This window comes from Stenotrophomonas sp. YJH_SMC_138 (assembly GCF_059369855.1).
The window spans coordinates 467,179-484,875 of record NZ_JCAFTB010000002.1 but is presented as its reverse complement, the minus strand read 5'-3'; the positions used below and the strand labels follow the sequence as shown (position 1 = coordinate 484,875).

The 17,697-nt window shown below is 67.7% G+C and carries 15 protein-coding genes; 10 read left to right on the top strand and 5 right to left on the bottom strand.

The genetic code is table 11. The features are described from left to right. Nucleotides 1-119 precede the first annotated feature (119 nt). Nucleotides 120-608 (bottom strand): hypothetical protein, encoded by a 489-nt coding sequence (locus AC5P7I_RS07335; RefSeq protein ID WP_049405537.1) that lies wholly within the window; start codon nucleotides 606-608, stop codon nucleotides 120-122. 459 nt (nucleotides 609-1,067) lie between these two features. Between AC5P7I_RS07335 and AC5P7I_RS07330 the strand changes: the two genes are divergently transcribed. From AC5P7I_RS07330 to AC5P7I_RS07320, 3 genes are all read left to right on the top strand, one after another. Continuing rightward, nucleotides 1,068-2,630 (top strand): MASE1 domain-containing protein, encoded by a 1,563-nt coding sequence (locus AC5P7I_RS07330; protein ID WP_046429786.1) that lies wholly within the window; start codon nucleotides 1,068-1,070, stop codon nucleotides 2,628-2,630. Nucleotides 2,631-2,726: 96 nt separating this feature from the next. Then, nucleotides 2,727-4,070, top strand: coding sequence for a diguanylate cyclase (locus AC5P7I_RS07325; protein ID WP_046429784.1), 1,344 nt, complete (start codon nucleotides 2,727-2,729; stop codon nucleotides 4,068-4,070). Between the two features lie 85 nt (nucleotides 4,071-4,155). Further along, the gene (locus tag AC5P7I_RS07320; protein WP_004151683.1) at nucleotides 4,156-4,617 is read left to right on the top strand and encodes a bacteriohemerythrin; all 462 of its coding nucleotides are present in this window, start codon (nucleotides 4,156-4,158) and stop codon (nucleotides 4,615-4,617) included. Here the strand turns inward: AC5P7I_RS07320 and AC5P7I_RS07315 are convergent. Both AC5P7I_RS07315 and AC5P7I_RS07310 read right to left on the bottom strand, forming a co-directional pair. Further along, nucleotides 4,598-5,899, bottom strand: coding sequence for an MFS transporter (locus AC5P7I_RS07315; protein WP_032961593.1), 1,302 nt, complete (start codon nucleotides 5,897-5,899; stop codon nucleotides 4,598-4,600). The genes AC5P7I_RS07320 and AC5P7I_RS07315 overlap by 20 nt on opposite strands. A gap of 200 nt (nucleotides 5,900-6,099) precedes the next feature. Continuing rightward, nucleotides 6,100-7,596, bottom strand: coding sequence for an aldehyde dehydrogenase (locus AC5P7I_RS07310; protein WP_046429777.1), 1,497 nt, complete (start codon nucleotides 7,594-7,596; stop codon nucleotides 6,100-6,102). 103 nt (nucleotides 7,597-7,699) lie between these two features. Here AC5P7I_RS07310 and aptA point away from each other — a divergent pair, with 103 nt between their 5' ends. The 6 genes from aptA to AC5P7I_RS07280 all read left to right on the top strand — a co-directional run bounded on the left by aptA (nucleotide 7,700) and on the right by AC5P7I_RS07280 (nucleotide 13,925). Then, nucleotides 7,700-9,052, top strand: a complete 1,353-nt coding sequence (gene aptA / locus AC5P7I_RS07305; protein ID WP_014646556.1) for an omega-aminotransferase AptA — start codon at nucleotides 7,700-7,702, stop codon at nucleotides 9,050-9,052. Nucleotides 9,053-9,115: 63 nt separating this feature from the next. Further along, complete coding sequence (locus AC5P7I_RS07300; protein WP_014646555.1) at nucleotides 9,116-9,994, top strand: ParB N-terminal domain-containing protein; 879 nt, start codon at nucleotides 9,116-9,118, stop codon at nucleotides 9,992-9,994. Nucleotides 9,995-10,118: 124 nt separating this feature from the next. Continuing rightward, nucleotides 10,119-11,405, top strand: a complete 1,287-nt coding sequence (locus tag AC5P7I_RS07295) for a DUF445 domain-containing protein (RefSeq protein ID WP_046429775.1) — start codon at nucleotides 10,119-10,121, stop codon at nucleotides 11,403-11,405. Between the two features lie 245 nt (nucleotides 11,406-11,650). Continuing rightward, a complete protein-coding gene (locus AC5P7I_RS07290; RefSeq protein WP_046429774.1) occupies nucleotides 11,651-11,965 on the top strand; it encodes a DUF3649 domain-containing protein in 315 nt (104 codons plus the stop codon). After that, entirely contained in the window at nucleotides 11,962-13,599 is a 1,638-nt protein-coding gene (locus AC5P7I_RS07285) for a PepSY-associated TM helix domain-containing protein (protein ID WP_046429773.1), read from the top strand. Before AC5P7I_RS07290 ends, AC5P7I_RS07285 begins: the two co-directional genes overlap by 4 nt. Continuing rightward, nucleotides 13,596-13,925 carry a DUF3325 domain-containing protein gene (locus tag AC5P7I_RS07280; RefSeq protein WP_046429772.1) on the top strand — a complete coding sequence of 110 codons (330 nt, stop codon included), beginning with the start codon at nucleotides 13,596-13,598 and terminating at the stop codon, nucleotides 13,923-13,925. The genes AC5P7I_RS07285 and AC5P7I_RS07280 overlap by 4 nt, the downstream gene beginning before the upstream one ends. A 121-nt stretch (nucleotides 13,926-14,046) precedes the next feature. Here the strand turns inward: AC5P7I_RS07280 and rlmKL are convergent, their stop codons facing one another. Further along, nucleotides 14,047-16,185, bottom strand: a complete 2,139-nt coding sequence (gene rlmKL / locus AC5P7I_RS07275) for a bifunctional 23S rRNA (guanine(2069)-N(7))-methyltransferase RlmK/23S rRNA (guanine(2445)-N(2))-methyltransferase RlmL (protein ID WP_046429770.1) — start codon at nucleotides 16,183-16,185, stop codon at nucleotides 14,047-14,049. A gap of 145 nt (nucleotides 16,186-16,330) precedes the next feature. After that, nucleotides 16,331-16,858: an alpha/beta hydrolase gene (locus AC5P7I_RS07270; RefSeq protein WP_032961606.1), complete on the bottom strand. Its 528-nt coding sequence runs from the start codon at nucleotides 16,856-16,858 to the stop codon at nucleotides 16,331-16,333. A 72-nt stretch (nucleotides 16,859-16,930) separates the two neighbouring features. Here AC5P7I_RS07270 and AC5P7I_RS07265 point away from each other — a divergent pair, with 72 nt between their 5' ends. Next, nucleotides 16,931-17,497 carry an N-acetylmuramoyl-L-alanine amidase gene (locus AC5P7I_RS07265; protein WP_014646548.1) on the top strand — a complete coding sequence of 189 codons (567 nt, stop codon included), beginning with the start codon at nucleotides 16,931-16,933 and terminating at the stop codon, nucleotides 17,495-17,497. Nucleotides 17,498-17,697: the final 200 nt, after the last annotated feature.

The following is a 17,697-nucleotide window of genomic DNA, read 5'->3' as shown; positions in this document are numbered from 1 at the left end:
CAGAATCGCATAACGTCCCGCTCGTCCCCCTGGCCCAGGGCGTCATGGGCACCCGGCGAACACCGGGTGCCCATGCAGTCTGATACTGAAGCTGGCCGATATCCCGGCAACTGTCAGTATCAGGGTGCCTCTACTGCCCACAACACATCAGCTCCGCTTGCATATCTGACCAGCGTGAATGCGGGGGCCCGATAGACAACCGTTCTGGTGGCCTTGGCGGGAACAGGCAGGCGCTGCTCCGGCAACGACACCTTCGCAGACGGGTCACCTGCCGGCAGCACCCAGAACGTGCCGGCAGCATTGCCGATCACGATGTGCACGTGCCCTGCGAGATCGTTTACCTGGAAATAATCCATGCCATCGCGCTCGAACCCATAGACCAACCAGCCGGGATCCACGCTGAGGTCTTGTGCCTGCGGAATCGACTGGCCGAGTCCTTGGCCGGCCAACTTGATTCCATGGTCGTCACTCGGGGCAAAAGCAAAAACGGATACCGGCACCAACATCAATGCACCAGCAAATGCATGAATTCGGAAACTTCTCACACTGACCTCCAGGTTGGATGCGATACGGATCAAGAAGGATGCTACCGCCAATCGCATCAGCATATACCGGGCGGACTCCGCAGTGCCTGTCGGAGATAATCCACTGGATCGATGCAAACCCATGCCACGCCGAAGCTGCCTCCGAAATCGCCAATACCCGCGGCGAAACCCGCGCACGGTGCGGGTCAGCGGCATCTGCGACAAGGACCTGGACAGGCGCGTGCAACAGCAGGATGTCGTCGATTGTGTGACGGCGAACACAGCGGACAGCATCAACCGCCGAACGTGGCGGGTGCAACGGCTGAAACGCGATCGACACATGGGCGCACTGATTGTGGATGATTCACCGTCCTCTGGTGGCTATGCCGCCGCACTGCCGGGCATGTAGGGCCTCGAAGCATGGGAAGCCGCCGATTGCAGCGCAAAGGGAGGCCAGACACCTCGATTGCACCCATCTCCAACTGTCGATAGTGTCTGCGGAAGTGGTCAGTCATCATTGGCCGGGAGATGAGAGGCGCGGGCTTGGACCGATTCAAAGAAGCAATTGAACTGAGCTTCCGGATCCGACCCGTCGGAATCGCACTCGCGGCCGTCTACGCCCTGGGCTGCCTTGCCTCGCGTCAGTTCTCGCTGGATCAGTTCTTCCTGCCCGCGGGCATCCGGGCAGCGGCACTACTGATCGTCCCGACCCGCCTGTGGCCCTACCTGCTGCTTGGCGAGTACGCGTACTTCGCAACCTTGCGCATTCCCATGATCGACAGCTACGGCCTGGCCTGGGTCATCCTGGCCTCGACGCTGCTGATGCCGGTGGCGATGCTGGTGGTCTACCTGCATCGCATTAGAATGCCATCGGAGTCCGCCACCGGCCTCTGGTTGCTGTCGTTGACCTTCTGCATGGCGTTGTTCGTCCCGGCTCTCAATATGGGCATTTCATTTGCTCTGTGGTCGAACCCACCGCCGAGCAACCTGCTTAGCGCAGTTGATCGCACGATCTTTGGCCACTTCGCCGCCATCATCACCCTCGTGCCGTTGGCATTCCTCTGGTCGCGACGACACGCGGCCCCCAATTGGACGCGCCGCTTTGCTGCGCCTACGGTCACGGCCATCCTGGTGATGCTGGTCCTGGGCCTGTGCATGCAGCTTACGGCCATCAGCGCCCACACCACACGCACCCACCTGGTACTGCTGTCCTCCCTCCCAGCGATCGCCCTGACCTTCATGCATGGGTGGCGTGGCGCTGCCATCGCGATTCCGCTGTTGAACCTTCCACTCCATTTCGCCACACCCAGCACCGGCCTACCGTCCTCGTTCGACCTGGGCACCTTCGCCACCCAGCAGAACATGGCCGTGATGAGTGTCGCACTGCTCGCCCTGGGGTCCAGCATCAGCTATCACCATGAGCGTGCACGGTGCCGTGGACTGGCAGAGGAAACCGCGTTGCGCCTGGCACGTAGTTCGCACCAGACCCGTGAGCGTGAGCTTCGCGAGCGCGCCTCCCATCTCAAGCAACTCGGCGAAGGCATGGACAGCTCGCTCGGCGAGATGGTCAGCTGGCTGAAGGCGCAGGGGCATCATGCGGTGGCCAACAGCCTGCAGCACGCCTCATCCGTGCACTCGCGGCTGTTCCGTGAACAGGCCAGTCTGGTCTACCCCACGGGGCTGGAGCAGGTTGGGCTGTATATCGCGCTGCGGGTTAGCGGCGCATGCGAAAGCTGGGACAACTCCCATCGCGTGATTCCGCCCCGGCTGGAGGGCAACCCCTGCCTGCTGACTGTCGACCTGCAGCTCGCCATCTATCGCTCGCTGATCGAGGCGGTGTCACTGCTGCTGGAACTGGAGTCGGGACAGGTCAGCGTGCGCGCCCGGAGCGGCCAGGCGGGCGACCGGCGCGGCATCGTGGTGGTCGTTGGCCTGCTTGACCGCGGTCGCACGCTGTCGAACCGGACCGTTCAGCAGGCCATCGAGCGTCTGGCCGGCCGGATAATGGCCTACGGCGGCACGGTGCATTGCCGTGGCAACCGGCTCCGGCTCGTCCTGCACGAATCGCTTGCGGGTACAGCGGCGGCATTCGCATCGCCTGCCTGATCGGTGAACGACGCGCAGGGCACGCTGCTCCGGCTAAAGTTGCACCCGAAACCGCCGCTATCCGTGCCGAGTCCCTCCCTCGTGAGCCACCGCATCATGCCCGTCCTGCCGCAGGCCGCCGTCGATGGCGACCTGGCCGATCCGCTGCCGCAGCGGATCCTGCTGGTCGAAAACTCCCGTGCGTTCACCGGCATGCTGCGCGAGGCCATCGAGCAGCGCCTGGAACTGCCGGTGGTGATCGCTTCCACCCTGGCCGAGGCCGATCGCCTGCTGAGCGAGGATGGGGGCTGGTTCCTGGTACTGACCGGGCTGGTGCTGGCCGACGGCGACCGCGACGCGGTGGTCGAGTTCTTCCTCAGGCGCGGCCTGCCCACCGTGGTGGTCAGCAGCGTCTACGACGAGGATCTGCGCAAGCGCGTACTGCAGCAGCAGATCATCGACTACGTGCTGAAGAACACGCCGGGCAGCATCGACTACCTGGTGTGGCTGGTGCAGCGCCTGGAGCGCAACCGGCGCATTGCGGCACTGGTGGTGGACGACTCGCCGTCCGCGCGCGGCTATGCCGCCGCCCTGCTGCGCATGTATGGCCACGAGGTGCACGAGGCCGCTGACGGCAACGAGGGCCTGGCCGCGATCGACGCGCATCCTGCGATCCGCCTGGCCGTGGTCGACCAGGAAATGCCGGGCATGCAGGGCGTGGAGTTCACCCGCCGCCTGCGCACCCTGCGCTCGCGCGACAAGGTGGCGGTGATCGGCATTTCCGGCAATACCGATGCCTCGCTGATCCCGCGCTTCCTGAAGAACGGCGCCAACGACTTCCTGCGCAAGCCGTTCTCGCGCGAGGAGTTCTTCTGCCGGGTCTCGCAGAACGTGGATCAGCTGGAGCTGATCGGCACGCTGCAGGACCTGGCCACCCGCGACTTCCTCACCGGCCTGCCCAACCGTCGCTGCTTCCTGGAACAGAGCCAGCGCCAGCTGCCGCAACTGCAGCTGCATGGCCAGTGCGTGGCGGTGGCAATGATCGACATCGACCACTTCAAGCACATCAACGACACCTACGGTCACGAAGCCGGCGATGACGCGCTGCGCGCGGTGGCCGGTGCGGTGGCCGCGCATGCCCGCAGCCACGACCTGACCGCCCGCTTCGGCGGCGAGGAGTTCTGCCTGCTGGTGCCGGACATGGAGCAGGACGAGGCCCTGCTGTACTTCGAGGAACTGCGCCAGCGCATCGCCGCGCTGGAAGTGGACATCGGCACTGCCACCCTGCGCATGACGGTCAGCATCGGCCTGTGCTGCCTGCGCCCGCAGCGCGATGCACTGCATCGGCTGATCTCCGAAGCCGACCGCCAGCTGTACCTGGCCAAGGCCGGCGGCCGCAACCGGGTCAGCTGCACCACGGTGGCCAGCCCGCTGCGCCCGCGCGAGTCCGCGCTGACCTGACCGGGCAGCCTTGATCCAGATCAACGCCGCGCCAGCGCGGCAGCTCTACAGTCAGCCCCGACATACGCATGAAGGGGAGCCGGGGATGGCACTACTGGTCTGGCAGGACGATCTGAACATCGGCATCGATGTGATCGACCAACAACACCGCCGCATCATCGAGATGCTCAACCATTTGCACGTGGCCCAGGCCAGCATGCAGCGTGCGGCAGTGGGCGAGGTGATCGACGAAGTGGTGGACTACACCATGTCGCACTTCGCGTTCGAGGAAGAACTGATGGAGGAAGCGGGCTATCCGTTCTGTGCCGCGCACAAGCGCGTGCATGAAGTCTTCATCAAGCGGGTATCGGAGTACCGCATGCGCTTCCAGGCCGGCGAGGACATCAGCGATGAACTGCGCACCATGCTCTCGCGCTGGTTGTTCAACCACATCCGCGGCGATGACCAGGCCTACGCCGAACAGGTCAAGGCGCACTTGAACCAGTTCGCCCGCGAACACCAGGGCGGCGGTTGGCTGGGGCGCACGCTCAAGCGCTTCTTTGGCTGAGCCGCAGCGCGCGCCGGTGCAGGGCCACCAGCGCGCACAGGGTCGCTGCCGCAGTCAGGCACAGGTAGTAGCCGACCGCGACCAGGCCGAAGCGTTCCGCCAGCCAGGTGGCCAGGTACGGCGCCGGCGCCGCACCCAGAATGCCGGCCAGGTTGAATGACAGCGAGGCGCCGGTGTAGCGCACTTCCACCGGGTAGATCTCGGCCAGGAAGGTGCCGCAGGGGCCGTAGGTCAGCCCCATCAGGAACAGGCCCAGGCACAGGAACGCCGTGACCAGCCAGGGACTGTGCGGCTGGAACAGCGGAGCGAACAGCACGCCGAAGCCGATGATCAGCACGCTGGCCACGATCATCGTGCGACGCGTGCCCCAGCGGTCGCCATAGCGCGCCGACAACGGGATGCCCAGCGCGAAGAACAGCATGCCGGCCATCTGCATCAGCAGGAACTGCTCGCGGCTGTAGCCCAGCACGGCGGTGCCATGGCCGAGGCTGAACACGGTCATCAGGTAGAACAGCACGAAGGTGGCGAACGCCCCCAGCGTGCCCAGCAGCATCGCCACCGGATGGTCACGCAGCACCGTCCACATCGGCAGCCGCACCGGCGCCTTGCGCTCCAGTGCCTGCTTGAAGTCGGGCGTCTCATGGATGTTCAGGCGCACCCACAGGCCCAGGCCGACCAGCAGCGCGCTGGCCACGAACGGAATACGCCAGCCCCACTGCAGGAAGTCGTCCTGGCTCAGGCAGCGGCCGAGCGCCAGGAAAATGCCCGCCGACAACAGGAAACCGATCGGCGCGCCCAGCTGCGGGAACATGCCGTACCAGGCGCGCTTGCCCGGCGGCGCGTTCTCGGTGGCCAGCAGCACCGCCCCACCCCACTCGCCGCCCAGCCCCAGGCCCTGGCCGAAGCGGCACAGCGCCAGCAGCGCGGGCGCCCACAGGCCAATCTGCGCGTGGGTCGGCAGCAGACCGATCAGCACCGTGGACAGGCCCATGGTCAGCAACGCGGCGACCAGGGTGGCCTTGCGGCCGATGCGGTCGCCGAAATGGCCGAACACCGCCGAGCCGACCGGCCGTGCGATGAACGCCACCGCGAAGGTCGCCAGTGACTGCAACAGCGCCGCCTGTTCGCTGCTGTCCGGGAAGAACAGGTGCGGGAACACCAGCACCGCGGCCGTGGCGTAGATGTAGAAATCGAAGAATTCGATGGTGGTGCCGATCAGGCTGGCCAACAGGACGCGGCGGGGAGAGTTCACGGGCGGTGCGGCAGCGGTGATCGTCGACATCGGCAACACGGGTAACGGCGGATCGCCCGATTCTGCCACGGGCCGGTGGCCGCACGGGACGATGGTTTCAGCCGACACCGATGCCAACGAGGGTGGCAGGCGCCATTGTTCTGCAGGTTCTCGCCCCTGCTCGACCACATTCCACGAAATGCAGCCGAGCATCGGCTCGGCTCCACAGGTGGGCGCAAGTCCCGACGCCGTTACAGCTGGATCCAGGTGGCCTTGATCTCGCTGTACTTGTCGAACGCATGCAGCGATTTGTCGCGCCCATTGCCGGACTGCTTGTAGCCACCGAACGGGGCGGTCATGTCACCGCCATCCCAGCCGTTCACCCAGACGCTGCCGGCGCGCAGCTGGCGTGCGACGCGATGGGCGCGGGCAAGATCGCGCGTCCACAGGCCGGCGGCGAGGCCGTAGCGGCTGTCATTGGCCAGGCGCACCGCTTCGGCTTCGTCGTCAAAGCCGAGCACCGCCAGCACCGGCCCGAATACTTCCTCGCGCGCCAATGCCTGGTCGGGGCTCACCTGATCGAACACCGTGGGCTGCACATAACAACCGCCCGCCTCGACATCGGCGCGATGACCGCCCAGCAGCAGGCGGGCGCCCTCGCTTTCGGCACGCACGATATCCCCCATCACCTTGTCCAGATGCGCGGCATCCACCAGCGCGCCCATCGGTGCGTCGGCGTCAAGCGGGTGGCGCGGCTGCATGTGCTGGCCGTAGGCAACCACCTGGTGCACGAAATCCTCGCGGATCGAGCGCTGCACCAGCAGCCGTGACCCGGCAGTACAGACCTCGCCCTGGTTGAAGAAGATGCCCCGTGCCACCGCCTTCGCAGCGGCATCCAGATCGGGGGCATCGGCAAACACCACGTGCGGGCTCTTGCCACCACACTCCAGCCAGACCCGCTTGAGGTTGGACCGCCCTGAATACTGCAGCAGCCGCGCGCCGGTGGCCGTGGAGCCGGTGAACGCCAGCACGTCCACATCCATGTGCAGGGCCAACGGCTCACCGACGCGCGCACCGTGGCCCGGCAGCACGTTCAGCACGCCCTCCGGCAGGCCCGCTTCGGCGGCCAGCGCCGCCAGCCGCAACGCACTCAGGGGCGAGCGCTCGGAAGGCTTGAGCACCACCGAGTTGCCCATGGCCAATGCAGGCGCGATCTTCCAGCACGCCATCAGCAACGGGAAATTCCACGGCACGATCGCCGCCACCACGCCGGCGGGCTCGCGCGTGACCAGGCCCAGCTCATGCGGGCCGGTGGGCGCGACCTCACCGTACAGCTTGTCCACCGCTTCGGCCGTCCAGCGCAGGCAGCGCACCACGCCGGGCAGGTCGATACGACGCGCATCACGCACCGGCTTGCCCATGTCCAGGGTTTCCAGCAGGGCCAGCTCGTCCGCGTGTTTTTCCACCAACGCCGCCAACGCCAGCAGCACGCGCTTGCGATGGGCCGGGCTGGCCTGTGACCAGTGGCCCGCATCGAAGGCACGCCGCGCCGCGCCCACTGCGCGCTCCACGTCCTGTGCATCGCAGTCGGCGACCACCCCCAGCACGCGACCATCAATCGGGCTGATGCAGTCGAAGCGCGCGCCGCTGGCAGCGTGGGTGTAACGACCCTCGATAAAGGCCTGTCCGGGTATCGAAAGCTGCTGGGCCAGTGCCTGCCAGTGGCTGCGGTCGGGAAAGTCGGCCATGTCGGGCTCCTCGGAACAGTTTCCCCGGTTATACCGGCGCGGCCGCGACTCCACCGTGACGTGGCTGCGCTACATTTCCCCCATCGGACCCGATGGAGCTGGCATGAAGCGTTCCGCGAGCGACCTGCACGATCTGGCCACCCGACGCCCGGAGTCATTGGAGGCGTACTGGATGCCGTTCACCGCCAACCGCCAGTTCAAGGCCGCGCCGCGTGTGCTGGTGCGTGCCGAGGGCATGCACTACGAGGATGTCGACGGCCGCCAGATCCTCGATGGCACCGCCGGCCTCTGGTGCTGCAACGCGGGCCATGCACGGCCGCGCATCGTCGAGGCCATCGTCGAGCAGGCGCGCACGCTCGACTATTCGCCGGCCTTCCAGATGGGCTCGCCGCCGGCCTTCGCGCTGGCGCAGCGGCTGGCCGCCTTGGCGCCGGGCCCGCTCAACCATGTGTTCTTCACCAGCTCCGGTTCCGAGGCGGTGGATACCGCGATGAAGATCGTGCTGGCCTACCACCGCCAGCGCGGCGAGGGCCAGCGCACCCGCTTCATCAGCCGCGAGAAGGCCTACCACGGGGTGGGTTTCGGCGGCATGGCGCTGGGCGGGCTGCCCAACAACCGCAAGCCGTTCGGCCTGCAGCTGGGCGGCGTCGACTACCTGCGCCACACCCTGGACCTGCCGCGCAATGCGTTCAGCAGGGGCCTGCCACGCCAGGGCGCGGAGCTGGCCGATGACCTGGAACGGCTGATCGCGCTGCATGATGCCTCGACGATTGCCGCCGTATTCGTTGAACCCATTGCCGGCTCAGCCGGGGTGATCCTGCCCGCACCGGGTTACCTGCAGCGCCTGCGCGAACTGTGCGACCAGCACGGCATCCTGCTGGTGTTCGACGAGGTCATCACCGGTTTCGGCCGGGTTGGGATGCCCTTCGCCGCGCAGCGCTTCGGGGTCACCCCGGACCTGCTGACCTTCGCCAAGGCGGTCAGCAACGGCGCGGTACCGCTGGGTGGCGTGCTGGCCAGCGACGCCGTGCATGCAACCCTGATGCAGGCACCGCCACAGGCCATCGAGCTTTTCCATGGCTATACCTGTTCGGGGCACCCGCTGGCCTGCGCCGCGGCGCTGGCGACGCTGGAGGTCTATGCCGAGGAGCGTCTGTTCGAGCGCGCCATCGAGCTGGGCGAGTACTGGCAGGAACGACTGCATGCGCTGCAGGGCCTGCCCAACGTGATCGACATCCGCAACTTCGGCCTGGTCGGCGCGGTTGAGCTGGCGCCTCGCCGCGATGCGCCGGGCAGCCGGGGCTACGAGGTCTACCGGCGCTGCTTCCACGACGGCCGACTGCTGGTGCGCTGCACCGGCGACATCATCGCGCTGTCGCCGCCGCTGATCGTGGACAAGGCGCAGATCGACCAGATCACCGGCACCCTGGGCGAGATGATCCGGGCCACCGCCTGAGCCCGGGCCGGTGGTGGCGAGCGGGTACAATGGGCGGTTCCGCTCCTGCTCGCTGCCGTGCCCATGGATATCGTCGTCAAAGAAGAACTCAAGGCCTACATCGACCCGCTGACCGCGGACGAACATGACGCGCTGGAGCGCAGCATCCTGGCCGAAGGCTGCCGCGATGCGCTGGTGTTGTGGGGGAATGTACTGGTCGATGGCCATAACCGTTTCGGCATCTGCCAGAAGCATGGCCTGCCCTTCAATACCGTGCAGAACACCCGCTTCCAGAGCATGGAAGACGTGCACCTGTGGATGATCGAACAGCATCTGGGCCGCCGCAGCGTGTCCGACTTCCAGCGCGGCGTGCTGGCGCTGCGCAAGCGCGACATCCTGGCCGCCCGCAAGCAGGTCGAGCAGGCGCAGCTGCAGCGCGAGAGCGATGGCACCGCCGACGTCGCCGATGAGACCGGTGAAGACAGTCCGCCGTGGGAACCGGCACCGAAGATCAGCCGCGCCGAGCTGGCGCGCGAAGCCAAGCTGAGCACCAGCCAGGTCGGCATGATCGAGCGCATCCACGCCCAGGCCGCCGCCGAGGTGGTGGAAGCGGTCAAGGCCGGCGTGATCTCGATCAGCGCCGCCGCCGCCGTGGCCGACCTGCCGGAAGAAGAGCAGCGCGCCGCCGCCGCCGGTGGCAAGGACGAGCTGAAGCAGGCCGCCAAGCGCGTGCGCGAGTCCAAGCGCAAGCCGCGCGCACCGAAGCCGGAAGCGGCCGAGATGGACTTCGAGGAACCGGACGAGGAGCAGATCGCCAGCCGCGACGCCGAAGTGCTGTCGGCGCTGGAACAACTGGGCGAGGATGCCCCGGCACTGCGCCGCCGCGTCGTCGCGCTGACCCGCGAGAACGACACCCTGCGCGCGCAGCTGGCTGCGTTGCGCAAGCAACTGGAAGCGCTGTAAGCGCTCTCGACGCGCTTCTGTGGAGCCGAGCCCATGCTCGGCTGCTCTTTGCCACGCGCAAGGCAGCCGAGCATGGGCTCGGCTCTACAGACAGGCGTCACCGGGCTGCGGTTAGACTTCCGGCATGACGCCTGCCCACGATCCGCGCCGCGCTCAGCTGCGACGCCTGAAAGCCCTCGCACTGGGCCTGCTGCTGTTGATGCTGGCCGGATTCGCGGTCAGCCACTGGCAGGGCGAACGCGGCATCTGGGCCTGGGTCTCGGCGTTCTGCGAGGCCGCAGCCGTGGGCGCACTGGCCGACTGGTTCGCCGTCGTCGCGCTGTTCCGGCGCCCGATGGGCCTGCCGATTCCGCACACTGCGATCATCCCGCGCAGCAAGGAACGCATCGGCGACAGCCTCGCCCTGTTCGTGCGTGACCAGTTCCTGGAACCGCAGGTGCTGCTGGCCAAGCTGCAGGTGTTCGATCCGGCCAGCCGCCTCGGCAGTTGGCTGGCCGACCCGGCGCGCTCGCGGATGCTGGCGGACATGGCACGCGGCTGGGCCCTGCAGGCACTGGACTTCTTCGACGAGACAGCGGTGCGCCGGCAGCTGCATGCGTTCGTGGTGCAGCAGCTGCGGCAGTGGAATGCCGCCGCCACCGCCGGTGAGCTGCTGGCCCTGCTGACCGCCGACGGGCGCCACCAGCGCGTGCTGGACGAGGGCCTGCAGCGGCTCGGCCGCTGGCTGGAACAGCCAGAAGTGAAGGAACGCGCCTCGCAGCTGATCGTGCGCTACATCCAGCGCGAATGGCCGACGCTGTCGAGCACGGTGAACTGGGTGAAGCCGATCGATGAGATCGGCGACAGCCTGGCCGAGCGCCTGGCGCGGGCGGTGCTGGAAGAACTGCAGCAGGTATTGGCCGAGCCGCAGCATCCGCTGCGCCAGGACTACGAGACCTGGCTGCAGAACTACGTGCAGCGCCTGCGCGAGGACCCGGCCCTGGCCGAGCGCATCGAACAGCTCAAGCGGGAAATGATCGACCACCCCGCCCTGCAGGACTACGTGCAAGGGCTGTGGGCGCGCATCCACGCCAGCCTGCGCGACGACCTGCAGCGCGAGGACTCGGCGCTGGTCGGACACCTGCAGCGCAGCCTCGCCTCGCTGGGCGCCAGCCTGCAGGCCGACCCGGCCCTGCGCGAGGCCCTCAACCAGCACCTGCTGGAAGGTGCGCAACGCCTGACCGGCCGCCTGCGCGAGGGTGTGACCACGCATATCGCGCAGACCGTGAAGGGCTGGGACGAGCGCCATCTGGTCGAACAGCTGGAACTGAGCGTGGGCCGCGACCTGCAGTTCATCCGCTTCAACGGCACGCTGGTGGGTGGGCTGATCGGCCTGTTGCTGCATGCGGCGACAGTGGTGTTCAGGTTCTAGGCCCCGGTGCGCCCCCGGATCATCATGCTTGATTCATAAAATGCGAATGCCTATCATTTACTGATCGGTTGTACGCTTAGCCAAGCGGGCGCGGAAGACGCGCCCATCGCCCGTGTACATCCCCGACCTCTGGATTGCCCGCCTGCGCGGGCAGTGCTTCGTCGATGGGACACGCTGGGCGACATGCGCAGGGCGCAAGGGGGCCGCGGACGCGTTCCATCCCCTCCCCTACCTGCAGGAACGCCGTGGACCGCTCGCCCGCAACCGCCAGCCCCCGCACCTTCTTCTCCAATCCACGCTGGGGCGTGCTGTCACGCTCGCTGGCCGCGATCTTCGGCGGCTACGCGCTGGCTTCGGCCACCAGCGTGTTCTGCGCGGTGGCGCTGCCCGGTGCGCGCGGCCAGGCCGTGCTGACCGGCATGCTGCTGGCCATCCTGGTGGCCGCCTGCGCAGCGCTGTGGGCGTTCGCGACCCGCAGCGCGCTGCGCGCCTGGGTGGGCATCCTCGCGCCCGCGCTGCTGATGGCCGCCATTGCGCGCCTGCTGGGGGCCTGGGCATGAAGAACGGCTTCCGCCAGTCGATGGCCTGGCTGCATACCTGGACCGGCCTGCTGGTCGGCTGGTTGCTGCTGCTGATCTTCATGGCGGGCACCGCCAGCTACTATCGCGAGGAAATCAGCCGCTGGATGCGACCGGAACTTCCGTCCAGCCAGGTCAGCATCGATGTCGCCGCGCAGCGCGCCGTGGATTACCTGCAGGCCAATGCGGCGCAGGCCGGGAACTGGTTCGTCACCCTGCCGCAGCCGCGCAACCCGGCCATGCAGATGTTCTGGCGGTTGCCACCGGAGCTGGCCGATCCCAGTCGCGGCCGTCGCGGTGGCTTCGGCGAAGCCACGCTGGACCCGAATACCGGCCAGGCACTGAAGGCACGCGAAACGCGGGGCGGTGATTTCTTCTACCGCCTGCATTTCGACCTGCACTACATCCCGGTGCTGTGGGCGCGCTACCTGGTCGGCTTCTGCGCGATGTTCATGCTGGTGGCGATCATCACCGGCGTCATCACCCACAAGAAAATCTTCAAGGACTTCTTCACGTTCCGCAAGGACAAGGGCCTGCGTTCCTGGCTCGATTTCCACAACGTCAGCGCGGTGATGGCCCTGCCCTACCACGCGATGATCACCTACACCGGCATCGTCACCCTGATGGTCATGTACCTGCCGTGGGGGGTGAAAGTCGCCTACCCGCAGGACGAAGACAAGTTCTTCAGCGAAGCCTTCGGTGGCATGCCGGAGGTGACCGCGCCGGCCGAAGGACGCGCCACGCCGCTGCCGATCGCGCAGCTGCTGGACAGCGCACGTGCGCACTGGCACGGCGTGGAAGTGGCCGGCTTCACCGTGTCCAACCCGGGGGCGGCCAATGCGGTGATCGACATCCGCCAACGCGACGGCAAGCGCCTGTCCACCGACACTCCCGCCGTTCGCTACAACATGGTCAACGGCACGTTGCTGGAGGAAACGCCTCCATCCGGCGGCGCCACCGCCACCCGTGGCGTGCTGTACGGCCTGCACCTGGCGCGCTTCGCCGATTGGGGCCTGCGTGCACTGTTCTTCCTGTCCGGCCTGGTCGGCTGCCTGATGGTGGCCAGCGGCGTGGTGCTGTGGGCGGTGAAGGAACGGCCGAAGCATGCCAAGAGTGGGCGCACCGGCTTCGGCCTGCGCCTGGTCGATGCGCTGAACATCGGCACCGTGGCCGGCCTGCCGATCGCTTTCGCGGCCTACTTCTGGGGCAACCGCCTGCTGCCGCTGGACATCGCCGGGCGCGCGAGTGCGGAGGCCAGCGTGTTCTTCTACGCCTGGGGCGGCGCGCTGCTGGCCGCCTTCATCTGGCCGAAGCGGATGATGTGGGCGTGGCAGCTGTACCTGGGTGCGGCTGCGTTCGCGCTGGTACCGGTGGTCAACGCGCTGACCACGCACGCGCATCTTGGCATCACACTGCGCAGCGGTGACTGGGTACTGGCTGGCGTCGATCTGTCGATGATCGCGTTCGGTGCGATGCTGGCGCTGTGCGGCTGGCGCATGCAGCGCTGGACGCCACCGCTGAGCGCGGCCGAGAAGAAGAAGCGCGCCGCCGCCGCAGCAGCACCCAGGGCCCCGGTGGACGCTGCGGAAACCGCCGAAGCGGAGGCCAGCGCATGATGCTGCTGGCACTGGCCCTGTCGTTCTCCGCGTTCACCGCGTTGTCGCTGGCGATGGAAAAGCACCAGCACGACCTGCACGGCAGCGCCGCAGCCACGCCCGCACGGCGCACCCAGTGGCGCGTGCTGGGCTGGGCCCTGCTGACGGTGGCGTTCGCGCTGTGCGTGATCGACCACGGCTGGGCGATGGGCCCGGTGCTGTGGCTGGGCACGATGACACTGGGCGGTCTGGCGCTGTCGTTCGGGCTGTACCCGTACCGGCCGAAGTGGATCGCGGCGTTGGCGATCGTGCTGCCGGTGCTGGGGCTGGTGGTGGCGGTGCTGTAGCCGGGCCACCGGGGTCGGATCCCTTTCGCGAAGCGCAAGGGCTCTGACCCCTGGTGCGTAGATCCGGATGGGGTCAGAGCCCCTGCGCTTCGCGCAGGGGATCCGACCCCGGGCGTCGCGATTACCCCAACCGCTTCAATTCCCACGCGCGGTGGATGCGCGCGTTGCGCTCGAAGTCCGGGCCGATGGTGCGCGCGGTGATCTCGCGGCACTGGGCGAATTCGGCGATGGCGTTCTCTTCCAGCTTGAAACGGCGGAAATTGTTGGAGAAGTACAGCACGCCGCCCGGCGCCAGCCGCGCCACGGCTGCACGCAGCAGCTTGATCTGCTCGCGCTGCACGTCGAAGTCATCGGCGCGCGCGGAGTTGGAGAAGGTCGGCGGGTCACAGAAGATCACGTCGTACTGGCCACGGTCGCCCTCCAGCCACGCCATCGCGTCGGCCTGCACCAGCAGGTGCTGGTTGCCGCCCTGCCCGTTCAACGCCAGGTTGTCGTAGCACCACTGCAGGTAGGTCGCCGACAGATCGACGCTGGTGGTGCTGGCGGCACCGGCCACCGCCGCCTGCACACTGGCCACGCCGGTGTAGCAGAACAGGTTGAGGAAGCGCTTGCCACGTACCTGCTCGGCCATCATCCGGCGCAGCGGGCGGTGGTCGAGGAACAGGCCGGTGTCCAGGTAGTCGAACAGATTCACCTGCAGCAGTGCATTGTTCTCGCGCACCACGATGAACTCGTCACGCTGCTCGAAGCGGCCGTACTTGCTGCCACCCTTGCCGCGCTCGCGCGACTTCATCGAGACCTGCTCGGGCGGCACGCCGAACACTTCGCGCGCAGCGGCCAGCAGCTCGTTGCGGCGGCGGCGCACGTCGTTCTCGGGAATGGCAGCCGGTGCGGCGTATTCCTGCACGTGCAGGAAGGTACGGCGCTTGCCGCCGTCTTCCTCGTAGACGTCGATGGCGGCCGCGTACTCCGGCAGGTCGGCGTCATAGGCGCGGAAGCAGGTGATGTCTTCGCGGGCACGCCAGCTCTTGAACTTCTTCAGGTTCTTGCGCAGGCGGTTGGCCACCATCTGCGCGCCTTCGCTCAGCTCGCGCGGCTGTGCCGGATCACGGCCCGGCACGGCGATCGGGTCGCAGACGATCAGCGCACACTCCAGCGCACCATTGAACATCTGGTACTTCTTGCCGGCGCGCAGGCCGGTGGCGAAGGCCAGTTCGTCGTTGCCGCACAGCAGGCTGGCGCGCCACTGCGGCACCGCCTTCTGCAGGGCGTTGCCCAGCGCGCGGTACAGCGCCGGATCGGCGGCCAGGCGTTCGTCGTACGGCGGGTTGCAGACCACCGCACCGATCTCCTGCTCCGGCGCGGACAGGTCGGCCACGTCGGCGCGCGTGAAGCGGATCGCGTGGGCGACGCCCGCGACCTCGGCGTTCTCGCGTGCCGCCTGGATCGCGGTCGGATCGATGTCGCTGCCGTGGATGACTGGCTTCAGCGCGGCCAGGCCGGCCGCTTCGCGCTCACGTGCTTCGCTCTGGATGGACTTCCAGGCGGCCTTGTCGAAGCCCAGCCAGCGGCTCGGCGGCAGGCTGCCATGACGCATCAGGCCGGGAGCGACGTCGGCGGCCATCAGCGCACCTTCGATCAGCAGGGTACCGCTGCCGCACATCGGATCCAGCAGGCCACCACCGGCAGCGTGCAGGCGCGGCCATTGCGCGCGCAGCAGCAGCGCGGCGGCCAGGTTTTCCTTCAGCGGTGCCTCGTGGGCAGCACCACGCCAGCCACGGCGATGCAGCGGGCCGCCGCCGAGATCGATCGACAACGAGGCACGGCCCTTGCGCAGCGACAGGTTGACGCGCACGTCGGGCAGATCGGTGTTGACCGAGGGGCGTTCCAGGCCTTCATCGCGCATGCGGTCGACGATGGCGTCCTTGATCCGCTGCGCGGCGAAGCGGGCGTGGGTGATCTTGTCGCCGGACACGTGCGCGTCCACCGCCAGGGTCATCTCCGGCGTGATGTGCTCGTGCCACGGCAGCGCACGCACGCCGTCATACAGGGCCTGCTCATCCGGGCACTCGAACTCGTCGATGGGCCACAGCACGCGGCTGGCCAGGCGCGACCACATCACGATCCGCAGCGCCTGCGCCAGTTCGCCCTCGGCGTTGACGCCGGCAATGGTGGCAGTGGCCTTGCCAAGGCCCAGGGCCGACAGTTCATCGGCAAGCAGGTATTCCAGGCCCTTGGCGCAGGAGACGAAGAATTTCACGGGATCGGTTCGCAGGTGGTCGGGCGCGGCACAGGGGCCGGGCCGGTCGGAAAGGAGGGCCGTAGGCACGGCCGGCAGGCCCGCGCCGGGGGCGGCGGGGCTGCCATTGTAGTCAATGCGGGCGGGCGCGCCGTGCGCCCGGGCTTCACAGTTGCCGCAGCAAGCGTTCGAAGGCCTGCGCGGAAGCCTCCACGTGGCGCTCGAGGCGGTGGCCGTCGTCGACCAGCAGCAGCTGCGCCGAGCGCGCCTGCGCCCACGCGATCACTCCCGCTGCTGGCACCACGTCGTCATGCCAGGCCTGGACCACGGTGGTCGGCACGGCGGCGGCGTCCAGCGCCGGCATCGGGCCCATCGTGGTCGGCGGCACCATCAGGAACAGGCCGGCCACCGGTACCTGCAACGAGGCGATGGCGGAAATGTAGGCGCCCAGGCTGGAGCCGGCCAGCACCACCGGCCCTTGCCGGGCCGCGATGGCGGCGCGCTCGACCAGGCGGCGCAGGCGGGTCGGCACGTCGCCTACCCGGCTGACCTCGCTCATCGCGTCCAGGTCGGTGTAGTCCGGGCGCTCATGGGTCCAGCCCAGGCGCTGCGCCACGTCGGCCAGCGCGGTGACCTTGGTCGCTTCCGGGCCGCTCTCGAAGCCATGCGACAGGATGCAGTGGCCGCGGCTCATGCACGTGCTCCGTGCGAGCGGGCCAACGAGGAAAGAGAAGGCAGGTTCATGCCGCAATGCTAGCATCGCCGGATGCCCAACCCGCTCCTGCCCGGCCTGCAGCTGCAGCCCCTGCCCTACGAAGACCGTCTGCCGCTGCGCGACCCGGCCACGCTGGAGATGGTGGTGATCCACTGCACCGAACTGCCCGATCTGGCGACGGCCCGCGAGTACGGCGAGCGCGTACTGTACGACAGCGGCGCCGGCAACAGCGGGCACTTCTACATCGACCGCGATGGCAGCGTGGTGCAGTACGTGGCACCGGAACGCGTGGCCCATCACGTGCGCGGCATGAACGCGCATACGCTGGGCATCGAGCTGGTCAATACCGGGCGCTATCCGGACTGGTTCGACAGCCGCCACCAGGCGATGGACGAGGCCTACACCGAGGCACAGCTGCAGGCGCTGGAACAGCTGCTGCTGGCGCTGGTGGCGCACTACCCGTCGCTGCGACGGATTGCCGGGCATGACCAGCTGGACCTGGAACGGGTGCCGGCCAGCGACGATGCGACGTTGACGGTGGCGCGCAAGCGCGATCCGGGGCCGCTGTTCCCGTGGGCGCGGGTGCTGGCGAAGGTGCCGTTGCAGCCGGTTGGGTAAGCGGCAGGGCTGCGCCCTGCACCCGCAGAGGCAACGGCAACGTCAACGTCAACGTCAAACGCTGGCATTCCGTGGGATGGCGGGGGGGGTCCGGTTGCGGACACCCCCGCAACCGGCCCCACCCCGCCTTCAACAGTTCTCCGCGATCCTTCGAATCGACACGGGGTCGGATCCCGTTGCTACGCAACGGGCTCTGACCC